This is a genomic window from Amycolatopsis sp. NPDC114504, from assembly GCF_055633595.1.
The window spans coordinates 481,223-493,952 of the sequence record NZ_JBVKDU010000004.1 but is presented as its reverse complement, the minus strand read 5'-3'; the positions used below and the strand labels follow the sequence as shown (position 1 = coordinate 493,952).

Annotated in this window: 12 protein-coding genes; 10 read left to right on the top strand and 2 right to left on the bottom strand. The window is 74.1% G+C overall.

Annotation, left to right across the window (positions count from 1 at the left end; translation table 11 throughout):
- The first annotated feature begins 5 nt into the window (after nt 1–5).
- The 9 genes from ACZ7PG_RS32110 (at nt 6) to ACZ7PG_RS32070 (ending at nt 9,971) form a co-directional block, all read left to right on the top strand.
- On the top strand, nt 6–929 hold the full coding sequence (locus tag ACZ7PG_RS32110) for a GHMP family kinase ATP-binding protein (RefSeq protein WP_470242880.1): 924 nt from the start codon (nt 6–8) through the stop codon (nt 927–929).
- Nucleotides 930–934: 5 nt separating this feature from the next.
- Entirely contained in the window at nt 935–1,957 is a 1,023-nt protein-coding gene (locus ACZ7PG_RS32105; protein ID WP_470242879.1) for a pyridoxal-phosphate dependent enzyme, read from the top strand.
- Nucleotides 1,954–3,147, top strand: a complete 1,194-nt coding sequence (locus tag ACZ7PG_RS32100) for an ATP-grasp domain-containing protein (protein ID WP_470242878.1) — start codon at nt 1,954–1,956, stop codon at nt 3,145–3,147. Before ACZ7PG_RS32105 ends, ACZ7PG_RS32100 begins: the two co-directional genes overlap by 4 nt.
- Before the next feature lie 106 nt (nt 3,148–3,253).
- The gene (locus tag ACZ7PG_RS32095; RefSeq protein WP_470242877.1) at nt 3,254–4,729 is read left to right on the top strand and encodes an argininosuccinate lyase; all 1,476 of its coding nucleotides are present in this window, start codon (nt 3,254–3,256) and stop codon (nt 4,727–4,729) included.
- A gap of 18 nt (nt 4,730–4,747) precedes the next feature.
- Nucleotides 4,748–5,863, top strand: a complete 1,116-nt coding sequence (locus tag ACZ7PG_RS32090; RefSeq protein ID WP_470242876.1) for a GntG family PLP-dependent aldolase — start codon at nt 4,748–4,750, stop codon at nt 5,861–5,863.
- 93 nt (nt 5,864–5,956) lie between these two features.
- A complete protein-coding gene (locus ACZ7PG_RS32085; protein ID WP_470242875.1) occupies nt 5,957–6,526 on the top strand; it encodes a hypothetical protein in 570 nt (189 codons plus the stop codon).
- Nucleotides 6,527–6,605: 79 nt separating this feature from the next.
- A complete protein-coding gene (locus ACZ7PG_RS32080) occupies nt 6,606–7,661 on the top strand; it encodes an ADP-ribosylglycohydrolase family protein (protein ID WP_470242874.1) in 1,056 nt (351 codons plus the stop codon).
- The gene (locus ACZ7PG_RS32075) at nt 7,609–9,081 is read left to right on the top strand and encodes a purine-cytosine permease family protein (protein ID WP_470242873.1); all 1,473 of its coding nucleotides are present in this window, start codon (nt 7,609–7,611) and stop codon (nt 9,079–9,081) included. Before ACZ7PG_RS32080 ends, ACZ7PG_RS32075 begins: the two co-directional genes overlap by 53 nt.
- The gene (locus tag ACZ7PG_RS32070; RefSeq protein WP_470242872.1) at nt 9,078–9,971 is read left to right on the top strand and encodes a PfkB family carbohydrate kinase; all 894 of its coding nucleotides are present in this window, start codon (nt 9,078–9,080) and stop codon (nt 9,969–9,971) included. The genes ACZ7PG_RS32075 and ACZ7PG_RS32070 overlap by 4 nt, the downstream gene beginning before the upstream one ends.
- Here the strand turns inward: ACZ7PG_RS32070 and ACZ7PG_RS32065 are convergent.
- Nucleotides 9,945–10,847: a LysR family transcriptional regulator gene (locus ACZ7PG_RS32065; RefSeq protein WP_470242871.1), complete on the bottom strand. Its 903-nt coding sequence runs from the start codon at nt 10,845–10,847 to the stop codon at nt 9,945–9,947. The two genes, ACZ7PG_RS32070 and ACZ7PG_RS32065, sit on opposite strands and share 27 nt — an antisense overlap.
- A gap of 88 nt (nt 10,848–10,935) precedes the next feature.
- On the opposite strand from ACZ7PG_RS32065, the gene ACZ7PG_RS32060 reads away from it, so the two are divergent.
- On the top strand, nt 10,936–12,006 hold the full coding sequence (locus tag ACZ7PG_RS32060; RefSeq protein ID WP_470242870.1) for a tartrate dehydrogenase: 1,071 nt from the start codon (nt 10,936–10,938) through the stop codon (nt 12,004–12,006).
- 1 nt (nt 12,007) lies between these two features.
- Here the strand turns inward: ACZ7PG_RS32060 and ACZ7PG_RS32055 are convergent, their stop codons facing one another.
- A complete protein-coding gene (locus ACZ7PG_RS32055) occupies nt 12,008–12,709 on the bottom strand; it encodes a GntR family transcriptional regulator (RefSeq protein ID WP_470242869.1) in 702 nt (233 codons plus the stop codon).
- Between the last annotated feature and the right edge of the window lie 21 nt (nt 12,710–12,730).

The window sequence follows — 12,730 nt, the reverse complement described above, 5'->3', positions numbered from 1 at the left end:
ACGCCATGACCGAAGACCTCGCGGTCGCCGCCCCGGCCCCGGCCACCGTCACCGACCCACGCGCGGGCAGCTTCCGCGTCGACGCCCACCACGGCGAGATCCTGCAAGGGGTCTTCGTCGCCGACGGCCGCCTGCGCCGCGGGCTCGTCACCCTGCCGTGCCCGCTCTACAGCACCCGCGCGACCTTCCTGCCCACCGAAGACACCGGCACGACGGTGCGTCCCGCGTGGCGCACCAAGGCCCGCCGCGCCGCCGACCTGACCCTGGCCCGGCTCGGCACCCCGGTCCCCGGCGGGCTGCTCGACATCACCAGCGACATCCCGCTGTGCCGCGGCTTCGGTTCCTCGACCGCGGACGTGACGTCGGCGATCGGCGCGGTCCTCGCGGCGACCGGCCGCCGGCTTTCGCCCGCCGAGGTCGGCGCGCTGGCCGTCGAAGCCGAAACCGCGTCCGACTCGCTCATGTACGGCGGCCGCGCGGTGGTCTTCGCCCACCGCGAAGGCGAGCCGATCGAGGACCTGGGGGAGCTGATGCCCCTGTCCGTGCTCGGCTTCGGCACCAGCCCGGGCGGGCGCGGCGTCGACACACTGGAACTCACGCCCGCGCGCTACACGTCGTGGGAGATCGAGGCGTTTCGCCCGCTGCGCGGCCTGCTGCGGCGGGCCGTCCGGGACGGCGACGCGGGCCTGCTCGGCCGCGTCGCCACCGCCAGCACCCTGCTCAACCAGCGGCACCTGCCCATCCCCGGCCTGGACGACGTCCTTGCCGCCGCCCGCGCCGCCGGGGCCGTGGGCGTGCAGGTGGCCCACAGTGGCGACGTCGCCGGCCTGCTCTTCGACGCTACCGACGCCGAGACCCCGGCCCGGCTGGAGTTCGCCGCGACCCGGCTCGACGTGACCGAAACCTGGCAGTTCGAAACCGAGAGGTGAGTCCGATGACCCTTGCCGCACCCGTGAGCCGGTCCGTCGTGGAGGCGACCGAGCTGCCCCGGATCATCCGGATCCGGCCCAACTTCCACGTCGCCGCCTTCGGCCTGATGAAGCTGCTGCCCGCCCGGTTCATGCTCGACCGCGCCGAGGAGCGCGGCGAGGTCGGCCCGGGCACGACCGTGCTCGAGACGTCGTCGGGCACCTTCGGTCTCGGCCTCGCGATGGTCTGCCGCCTGCGCGGCTACCCGCTCACGATCGTCGGCGACCCGGCCATCGACGCCCCGCTGAAGCGCCGCCTCGAACACCTCGGCGCCCGCGTCGAGATCTGCCCGGAGCCCAGCCCCGTCGGCGGGTTCCAGCGCGCGCGGCTCGACCGGCTCGAGGAGCTGCGCGCGGAGTACCCGAACCACTGGGTCCCCGGCCAGTACAGCAATCCCGACAACCCCCGGTCGTACGCACTGGTGGCCGAGCAGCTCGCCGAGACGATCGGCGTGCCCGACTGCCTGGTCGGCGCGGTCGGCTCCGGCGGCTCGACGTCCGGCACGAGCTCGTTCCTGCGGATGCTCGTCCCGGACCTGACGCTCATCGGCGTCGACACCCAGCGCAGCGCCATCTTCGGCCAGCCCGACGGGCCGCGCGTGCTGCGCGGGCTCGGCAACAGCCTGGTGCCGCCCAACGTCGACCACTCCGGGTACGACCAGGTGCACTGGATCGGCGCGGCCGAAGCTTTCGCCGCGACGCGCGAGCTGTACGCGCGGCACTGCCTGTTCATGGGCCCGACCAGCGGCGCGTCGTTCAAGGTCGCCGACTGGTTCTCGCGGCGCAACCCGGACGCCACGGTCGTCGCGCTGCTGCCGGACGAGGGCTACCGCTACCAGGACACCGTCTACTCCGACGAGTGGCTGCGCGCGCAGGGGCTGGCGCACTCCGGTGCGGCCGAGCCGTACGAGGTCGTCGCGCCCACCGAGCCGGGTGGCTCGTGGACCTGGCTGAACTGGGGCCGGCGCTCGCTGGCGGACGCGTCGTGACGCGGACGCTGCTGCTCGTCGAGAGCAACACCACCGGCACCGGACGGCTGTTCGCGCGGCAGGCCCGTTCGCTCGGGTTCGAACCGGTGCTGGCCGCGGCCGACCCCGCGCGCTACCCGTACGCGGCCGAGGACGGCGTGCGCGTCGTCGTGTGCGACACGGCGGACGCGTGCGCGGTGCTGGCTTCGGACATCGGCGAGCCCGCCGGGGTGACCAGCAGTTCGGAGTACTTCATCCCGGTCGCGGCGCGGATCGCGGCGAAGCTGGATCTACCCGGCCCGGACCCGGACGCCGTGACCGACTGCCGCAACAAGGCACACCAGCGGGCCGTTCTCGGGGCACCGTGCACGGTGGCGACTTCGGTGTCCGAGGCGGTTGCGGCGGCGGTCGAGTTCCCGGTGGTGCTCAAGCCGGCCGAGGGGTCGGGGAGCGTCGGGGTGCTGCGCTGCGAGACGCCCGAGGCGGTCGCTTCCCAGGCGGCGGCGCTGCTTTCGGTGACGCACAACGAGCGCGGGCTGCCGGTGCCGGCGCAGGTGCTGGTGGAGCCGTACGCGAGCGGGCCGGAGTACTCGGTGGAGCTGTTCGGCGACGTCGTGGTGGCGGTGGTGCGCAAGCACCTCGGGCCGGCGCCGTTCTTCGTCGAGGTGGGCCACGACGTCCCGGCTTCGCTGCCCCCGTCGGACGAGACGGCCCTGATCGACACGGCCCGGGCGGCGGTGACCGCGCTGGGCCTCGGCTTCGGCGCGGCGCACGTCGAGATCCGCCTGACGCCGACCGGGCCGCGGCTGATGGAGGTCAACCCGCGCCCGGCGGGCGGGATGATCCCGGAGCTGGTCCGCGCGGCGTCGGGCGTCGACCTGGTGGCGGCGCAGGTTTCGGCCGTGCTCGGGTTGCCGCCGGACCTGCGGCCCACCCGGCGGGCGTGTGCGTCGCTGCGGTTCCTCACGGCGTCTTCGTCTTCGGTGGTCGCGGCCGGGGACGCCGAGGCGAAGGCGTCGTGCGTGCCGGGGGTGGCCGAAGCGCGGCTGTACCGGCCCGACGGCACGGTGGTCCGCCCGGCCCGCGACTACCGCGACCGGGCGGGGCACGTCCTCGCCGTGGCCGATCGCCCCCGCGGTGCCCGCGCGGCCGCGGCCGCCGGACTGGACCGGCTGCGCGCGGCCCTCGTCCCGGAAGGACCCCACCGATGACCTTGCGCTTTCTCATCGCCACCGTCGCGCAGACCGATCGCGCGCGCGACGAACGGGACGAAGAACGTCCCGAACCCCACCCGGAAACCCCGGAAGGAGCACCTCGATGACCATCGCCCCTGGCGGAACCGGACGGCTCACCAGCACCGTCTCCGCCGCGGCCCGGGAGATCCTCTTCGACCGCGACACCGCCCCCGCGCCCGACCCGGTCGCCGCCGAGCTCGGGCTCATCAGCCAGGTCGACCGGGCCCACGTCGTCATGCTCGCCGAACGCGGCATCGTCGACCGGGCCCGGGCCGGCGAGCTCCTCCGTGGCATCGAAAGCCTGCGGCGGCAACGCTTCACGCCCCTGCACGACGTCCCCGCGCCCCGCGGCCGCTACCTCGCCTACGAGTCGCACCTCATCGGCACCCTCGGTGCCGAGGTCGGCGGGATCCTCCACAGTGGACGCTCGCGCAACGACCTCAACGCCACCGTCGTGCGGCTGCGGCTGCGCGAACCGCACGAACGCCTGCTCGCCGAGTCCGACGCGCTCGGCCGCGCCCTGCTCGAGCGGGCCCGGCGCTGGGCCGACGTCACCATGCCCGCCTACACCCACCACCAGCCCGCCGTCCCGATCACCTACGGCCACTACCTCGCGGGCGTGGCGGGCGCGCTCGTCCGCGACGTCGAAAGCCTCTGGCAGGCCGGCGCGGAGATCGACCAGAACCCGCTCGGCGCGGGCGCGGTCGGCGGCACGTCGCTGCCCGTCGACCAGGAGCGCACCACCGCGTTGCTCGGCTTCGCGACCTCGATCCCGAACTCGCTGCACGCCGTCGCGTCGCGGGACCTGGTGCTGCGCCAGCTTTCCGCGGCCACCGTCCTCGGTGTGCTGCTCTGCCGCGTCTCGCACGACTTCCAGGCGTGGACCAGCGCCGAGGCCGGGCTGCTGCGGCTGGCCGACGACGTCGTCGGGTCCAGCTCGATGATGCCGCAGAAGCGCAACCCGTTCCTGCTGGAGCACGTCCAGGGCCGGGCGCTGGCCCCGCTCGGCGCGTTCACGGCGTCGGCGAGCGCCATGGCCACGGCCCGTTTCACCAACGCCATCGCCGTCGGCACCGAAGCCGTCGCCCCGGCGTGGTCGGCGCTGGAGGCCGCGACCGACGCCGTCGTCCTGCTGCGGCTCGTCGTCGAAGGTGCCGAACCGGCGCCGGAGCGGATGTACGCGCGTGCCGTCGACGGCCAGACCGCTGCGACCCACCTGGCCGAACGGCTCGTCGACGCCGGTGTCCCGTTCCGGCAGGCGCACCACGAAGTCGGCGTCATCGCGAAGGAAGCCCTGGACGCCGGTGTCCCGCTGCACGAGGTCGCCCGCGTCCGGCTGGCCGGGCAGCCACCGCACGTACTGGCCGCGCTCGACCCCGCCGAAGTCGCGCAGCACGCGGCGTACGGCGGCGGCCCGGCGCGGGAGTCCGTGCTCGCCGCCGTGACCGAAGCCGAAACCGCGTTCGACCGCATCCGCGCCGCCGCCGAAGAACGCCGCTGGCGCTGGAGCCAGGCCGAAATCGGCCTCGACGACGCCGTCCGAACCCTCACCCGCTGACCTGCCAAGGAGCCTGTTGTGACCACTTTCGCCGATGACCTCGCCACCCTCCGCCCGGAAGCCGCGCCCGCGCAGGGCACGCACGTCGAACTCCGCAGCGACACCTTCACCCTGCCCACCCCGACGATGCTGGAGGCCGCCGCGCGGGCCCCGCTCGGCGACGACGTCTACGGCGAGGACCCGACCGTGGACCGGCTGGAGCAGCTCGCCGCCGAGCTGCTCGGCAAGCAGGCCGGCTGCCTGATGCCGAGCGGCACCATGGCGAACCTGACCGCGCTGCTGGCGCACTGCCCCCGCGGCGGCAAGGCGATCGTCGGGCACGAGTCCGACGTCTACGTCTACGAAGCGGGCGGCGCGTCGCTGTGCGGCGGCATCGTCTACGACCCGCTGCCGAACCTGCCCGACGGGACGATCGACCCGGCGGCGATCGCCGAGGCGTGCGCGGTCGACCGCAGCGACCCGCAGATCGCGCCGCCGGCGGTGCTGAGCCTGGAGACGCCGCAGAACCGGTGCGGCGGGCTGCCCCTGCAGCTGGACTACCTCAGCGAGGTGTCCCGGCTGATCCGCTCGCACGGCGTCGCCCTGCACCTCGACGGCGCCCGCCTGTTCAACGCGGCCGTCGCGCTCGGCGTCAGCGCGGCGGAGGTCGCCAAGCACGCGGACACGGTGCAGATCTGCCTGTCGAAGGGCCTGTGCGCCCCGATCGGCTCGGTGCTGGTCGGCGACCGCGTGACGATCGCGGCGGCCCGGCGGATGCGCAAGATGCTCGGCGGCGGCATGCGCCAGGCCGGGATGATCGCGGCGTGCGGCATCGTGGCGCTGACGGACATGACCGAGCGCCTGGCCGAGGACCACGCCCGCGCGGCGCGCCTGGCCCGCGGCCTCTCGCGCATCCCGGGCGTCCGGCTGGACCCGGGCCCGCCGCTGACGAACATGGTGTTCTTCAAGGTCCGCGACGACCGTTACACGACCCGCACGCTGATCGAGGCCGCTCGCCGCCGCGGGATCCGGGTGGAGGAGCTGGGCACCGACCGGATCCGCGCGGTGACCCACGCGGGTGTCGACGACGACGCCGTGGACCGCGCGGTGTCGGTGTTCGGCGACCTCCTCGGCCACGACGCTCTCGTGCGGTGAGCCGCCGGGCCGGGGCGGGCGCGCCCCGGCCCGTAAGGGTTTCCTAATCCCCGGAACCGCTTTTCCGCGGCGGGTCCGGGCTACGGTCGCCGGATGTCGCCGCGTGGGTTCCTCGTCGCCGTTCCGGGTCTGTTGCTGGCGGGATTCGGCGCGGTGCACCCGGCGCAGCTCGACGCGGCCACCGCGCCGTGGTGGACGACGCTGCACATCATCCTGCTGCCGGTCTTCCCGCTGCTCGCGGTCGCGCAGTGGGACCTGCTCAGGGAGGCGCCGCCGTGGCTGCGGTGGCCCGGGTGGGTGGCGGCGTTCGGGTACGCGGCGTTCTACGGCGGGCTCGACGCGGTCGCGGGGATCGCCGGCGGCACGGTGGTCCACGCCCAGCACGGCGCCACCCCGGTCGTCGGCGCGGTGTTCACGGCGGGCGACCTGGTCGGGCACCTCGGCGCGGCCTGCTTCTTGGTGGCCAGCGCGCTGATCGTGGTGGCGGCGATCCTGCGCGCGGGGTGGTGGGCGGTGCCGGGCGGGGTCGTGCTCCTGCTCGCGAGCGTGTCCTTTCTGGACAGTCACATCTTCTGGCCCCGGGGAGTGCTCACGATGCTCGCCGTCGCGGCCGGGATGTCGTGGCTGTACCTGGCGGGCGAAAGAGAACCGCGCCGGGCGTAGCTTTTACGTGAAAGCTCCGCCGGGGGCTTGCTGACCAGGGGCTTGACACGTCCTCGATCGCCACTGTACATGTTTGTACATGTTCACCCGGCTGTCCCTCATGCGGGAGCGAGCGCTCGGCGCCTTCTACGGTCTCGCGATCGGTGACGCGCTCGGCATGCCGACGCAGTCGATGTCGCGCGCCGCCATCGCCGCCGCGTACGGCCCCATCAGCGGTTTCGTCGACGCCGTCGCCGAGCAGCCGATCGCTCCCTCGATGCCCGCCGGGTCGATCACCGACGACACCGAACAGGCCGTGCTCGTCGCCCGGCTCGCCATCGATGGCCACGGCCACATCGACCCCCACGACTTCGCCAAAGCTCTGCGGGAGTGGGAGGCGGACATGGTCCGCCGCGGCTCGCTCGACCTGCTCGGCCCCTCGACCCGGCGCGCCCTCGACCGGCTCGACGCGGGTGCCGACGCCGAGGACGCCGGCCGGGACGGGGCCACCAACGGCGCCGCCATGCGGATCACGCCGGTCGGCATCGCGACCCCGCTGAGCGAGGGGTTCCTCGACGCCGTCGTCGCGGCCAGCCGCGTCACCCACAACACCGGGCTGGGGATCGCCGCGGCCGCCGCGGTGGCGGCCGCGGTGTCGTCCGGTGTGGACGGTGCCGACCTCGAGACCTCCCTGGACGAAGCCGAACGGGCCGCGGCCGAGGGCGCGCTGCGCGGGCACTGGATCGCCGGCGGGGACATCGCCGCCCGCATCGCCTGGGCCCGCGGCTGGGTGCGGGGCCTGGGCCGCACCGGTCTCGCCGACGCACTCACCCACGTCATCGGGACGTCGGTCGCCGCGCAGGAATCCGTGGTCGCCGCGTTCGCGCTCGCCGAAAACCTCGGCGACGACCCGGCCGCGGCACTGACCCTCGCCGCCGAGATCGGCGGCGACACCGACACCGTGGCAGCCGTGTGCGGGGCGATCCTCGGCGCACACCACGGGATTTCCGGACTGCCCGCCCACCTGGTCGATAAGGTGCGCGCGGTCAACCGGCTCGATCTGGCCGTCATCGTGGACGGCCTTCTCCAGGTGCGAGGTAACGATGGTCGATTCAGCCCAGGTCCCTGGCGCGAACCGTGCGGACACGGGGGCTAGCCCGGAGCGGACAGGAGCGCTCGAGACCCGCGGCATCGAACCCGTGCCCGCCGCCGAGCGCCACGGGCACCCGATGCAGCTGTTCTGGGTGTGGTTCGCCGCCAACATCAGCATCCTCGGGCTGCCGCTCGGCGCGACGCTGGTCGCGGTGCAGCACCTGGCGTTCTGGCAGGCGGCGATCGTCGCGGTGCTCGGCGCGGCCGGGTCGTTCGCCGTCGTCGGCGTCGTCTCGATCGCCGGCCGGCGGGGCGGCGCGCCCGGGCTCACCCTGTCGCGCGCGGTCTTCGGCGTCCGGGGCAACATCGGGCCGACCATCGTGTCGCTGGTGTCCCGGCTCGGCTGGGAGACGGTGAACACGACGACCGCCGCGTTCGCGTTCCTCTCCCTCTGCGCGATCCTGTTCGGCGCGAACGCGGACGCCAAGGCGTCCCCGGTGCTGACGATCGCCGGCGTGCTGGTGTTCGTCCTGCTCACGGTGACCGTCTCCGGGCTCGGTCACGCGGTGCTGGTGGCGGTGCAGCGCTGGTCGACGTGGATCTTCGGCGCGCTCAACGTCGTCGTCGCGGTCAGCCTGGTCACCCGGATCCACTGGGGCCAGGTGTTCGCCGCGTCGCCGGCCCCGGTCGGGGCGATGATCGCCGGCGTCGGCACCATCGCCGCCGGCACCGGGATCGGCTGGGCGAACGCGTCCGCCGACATGTCGCGCTACCAGTCGCCGACCGTGCGGGCGGGCTCGCTCGTCGCCTCGGCCGCCGCGGGCGCGGGGATCCCGCTGGTGCTGCTCATCTCGCTGGGCAGCCTGGTCTCGGCCGACGACCCGTCGCTGGCTTCGGCGGGCGACCCGGTCGCGGCCATCCGCGAGCTGCTGCCGAGCTGGATGGCGGTGCCGTACCTGATCGCCGCGTTCGGCGGGCTGCTGCTCTCGAACCACCTGTCCGTGTACTCCGCCGGCCTCACCACGCTGACCCTGGGCATCCGGCTCAAGCGGGTGTACGCCGTGGTCGTCGACATCGTGGTGACGTTCCTCGGTTCGCTGTACTTCATGCTCGTGGCCGACGGCTTCTACGGCCCGTTCATCGCGTTCATCAGCCTGCTGGCGGTGCCGATCACGGCGTGGGTCGGGGTGTTCGTCGTCGACATGGTGCGCCGGCGCGACTACGACCCGGCGGCGCTGATGGACGTCCACCGCACCAGCGCGTACTGGTACCGCGCGGGCTGCGAGCCGCGCGCCCTGCTGGCCTGGGCCGCGGCCATCGTCGCGGGCTACCTGTTCACGACGGCGGGCACCGGCGACGACGCCTGGTTCACCGGGCCCCTGTCCGGCACGTGGCTCGGCGCCAACGGACTGGGCTGGGTCGTCACGTTCGTCGTCGGCGCCGGGTTGTACGCCGCGCTCGGCGGTGCGAGGATCCGTCGATGACCGGCCGGCTCGTCCACACCGGACAGGCCATCGTCGACCTCGTGATGCGGGTCGAGGCGCTGCCGCCCGCGGGCGGTGACGTGCTCGCCTCGGACGTCCGCTTCACCGCCGGCGGCGGGTTCAACGTGATGGCCGCCGCGGCCCGCGCGGGTGCGGAGGTCGTCTACGCGGGGGAGCACGGCACCGGGCGCTTCGGCGACCTGGTCCGCGAAGCACTGGCCGCCGAGGGCGTGGCGCTCGTCCAGCCGCCGGTCACGCCGGACACGGGGGTGTGCGTCGTCCTGGTCGACGCGGCCGGCGAGCGGACGTTCATCACCGAGACCGGCGCCGAGGGCACGCTCACGGCCGAGCACCTGCGCCGGGTGCGCCTGGGCGACGGGGACCTGGTCTACGTCACCGGCTACAGCCTCCTGCGGGCGGCCAACCGCGACGCGCTCCTCGCGTGGCTGCCGGCTTCGGGCGGTCACCGGGTGCTGCTCGACCCCGGCCCGCTCGCGGCCGACGTCGCCCCCGACGTCTGGCGGGCGTTGCTGCCGCACGTCGGCATCCTGTCGTGCAACGCCGCCGAGGCCGCGGCGATGTCCACTGTGGACGGCGTCGGCGCTGTTCCGGTGCGGATCACGCGCGTCGGCGCGCAGGGGTGCGACGTGACGGAAAACGGGGTGACGGTGCGCGTCCCGGGTTTCCCGGTCGAGCCGGTGGACACCAACGGCGCGGGGGACGCCCACTGCGGCGTGCTGGCGGCGGAGCTGCTGCGCGGGGAACCGCTCCTCGCCGCGGCCGAACGCGCGAACGCGGCCGCGGCGATCGCGGTCGGGCGGTACGGCCCGGCGACGAGCCCGTCGCGCGCGGAGGTCGACGCGCTACTGGCGAGCGAGGCGCTCCGGTAGCCGCGCCGCCAGGTGGGTGATCAGCTCGCTGGTGCGCCGCGGCACGTGGACGTCGTCGGCGTGCAGGGCGTAGATGTCGGCGGGCGGTGTCGGGACTCCGGGGAGCACCCGCACCAGCGCACCACTGTCCAAATGGGACCGGACCTGCCACTCCGAGCGCATGACGATCCCGTGGCCCCGCAACGCCCAGTCCGTCACGATGTCGCCGTCGTCGCTCGACAGGCTGCCGCGCACCCGCACCTGGCGGGGCTGGGCGGCGCCGCCGAAGCGCCACAGCGCGAAGTCGCCCTCGTTCTCGCGCAGCACGATGCAGTCGTGGCCGGCCAGGTCCTCGATCCGCTCGGGCGTCCCCCGCCGATCCAGATAGGACGGTGCCGCGCACGGCACCCGGCGGTTGCGGGCCAGCCGGCGCATCCGCAACGTCGAGTCCGGCGGCGTGCCGACGTGCACGGCCACGTCGAACTCCCGCCGGTGCGGCCGCAGCGGCAGCGCCGAGGTGTGGAGCCGGACGCGCACCCGCGGGTGCAGCGCGGTGAACTCGCCGATGAGCGGCGCGACGTGCGCGCGGCCGAGCCCGGGCGTCGCCTGGACGACGACCGAGCCCCGCAGGTCGCCGGCGCGGTGGCCGACCAGGTCGTCGAGCTCCCGCACCTGGTCGAGGATCGTCTCGACGCGCGAGGCGTACAGCCTGCCCTCGGCGGTCAGCGTGAGCCGGCGCGCGCCGCGGTGCACCAGGCGGACGTCGAGCCGCTCTTCCAGGGCCTTCAGGCGCTTGCTGACCACCGGCAGCGAGACGTCCAGCTCGCGGGCGGCGGCCGTGAGCGTCTCGCTGGCGGCGACCACGTGGAAGAAGCCGAGGTCGTCGAGTCTTTCCATGGGGGAAAGGATAGGTTGCCCCGCGCGATCTTGCCGCGGTGCCGGGCCGCCGCCCACAGTGGCGGGACCCGACCTCGAGGAGCAGCTCGTGAACCACCGCATCGCGGTCATCCCCGGCGACGGCATCGGGCGCGAGGTCGTCCCCGAAGGCCTGCGCTGCCTGCGCGCCGCCGCCGACGTCCACGGCTTCGCGCTCGAAACCACCGAGTTCGGCTTCGCGTCCGCCGAATACTGGCTGGAACACGGCGAAATGCTGCCCCCGGACTGGCAGGACCGGCTCGCCGGCTTCGACGCGATCTTCTTCGGCGCGGTCGGCTGGCCGGCGGTGGTGCCCGACCACGTGTCGCTGTGGGGCAGCCTGCTGAAGGTCCGCCGAGGGTTCGACCAGTACGTCAACCTGCGGCCGGTCCGGCTGCTGCGCGGGGTGCGCGCCCCGCTGCGCGACCACGGGCCGGGCGACATCGACTTCCTCGTCGTCCGGGAGAACACCGAGGGGGAGTACTCCAGTGTCGGCGGCCGGATCTTCGAGGGCACCGACCGGGAGACCGTGCTGCAGGAGACGGTGATGACCCGCACCGGCGTCGACCGCGTGCTGCGTTACGCCTTCGACCTCGCCGCCACGCGGCCGCGCAAACGCCTGACGTGGGCGACCAAGAGCAACGGCATCGCCATCTCGATGCCGTACTGGGACGAGCGCGCGGCCGCGATGGCCGCCCGGTACCCGGACGTGACCGCGGCCAAGGACCACATCGACATCCTGGCGGCGAAGTTCGTGCTGAGCCCGGAAAAGTACGACGTCGTCGTGGCCAGCAACCTCTTCGGTGACATCCTCTCCGACCTCGGTCCGGCGTGCACCGGCACGATCGGCATCGCCCCGAGCGCCAACATCAACCCGGACCGCACCTGGCCGAGCCTCTTCGAGCCGGTCCACGGTTCGGCCCCCGACATCGCCGGGCGGGGGATCGCCAACCCCGTCGGCCAGATCTGGAGCGGCGCGATGATGCTCGACCACCTCGGCGAACCCGAAGCCGCCGCGCGGGTCGTCGCGGCGATCGAGGACGTGCTCGCCGAGCGGCCGGACGTGCTCACGCCCGACCTCGGCGGCCCGGGGACGACCGCGGGACTCGGGGCGGCGATCGCCGAGCGGATCGCCGCCTGAATCAGGGGCTCGCGAGCAGATCCGCGAGGCCGCCGCGGGCGTCTTCGAGCACCAGCGCCTCCGCCTGGACGGAGTCGCCGGCCCGGAGGGCGCGGACGAGCGCGCGGTGGGTCGCGTAGCGGTCCAGGCCGAACGTCTCGTCCACGCTGACGCGTTCGAGCACCCGCGAGCGCCGCTCCGGCTGGGAGAACACCCGGGTCTGGTCGAGCAGGCGGACCAGCACCGGGTTGCCCGCGCACGACTCGACCAGGGCGTTGAAGCGCTGCATGGCGTCGAAGAGGCGGCCCACGTGCTTCTCGACGTCCTGGCCGGACGCGTGGCGCTGCTTGATGAGGATGAGCAGGTCGTCGGCCTCGTCGAGGATCGTGTCGAGCCCGGCCAGCTGCTCGGGGGTCGCGTGGCGGGCGGCGAAGCGGGCCACCATGCCGCGCAGGCCGACCTCGACCTCGGCGAGGTCCTGGACGGCGACGCCGCCGAACATCGCCACCTTCACCGTGCGCGGGCCGGACCGCTCGATGAGGCCGTCCTGCTCGAGGCGCCGGATGGCCTCGCGCACCGGCGTCGGGCTGACCGCCAAGCGCTCGGCGAACCCGCGTTCGGTGACCTTCTGGCCCGGGCGCAGCTCGCCGGTGGTGATCGCGTCGCGCATCGCGCGGTACACGCGGTCGGCCAGCGTGTCGGTCCGCAGTGCCTCACCCATCATGCGGCCAGCCTACGGCAAAAC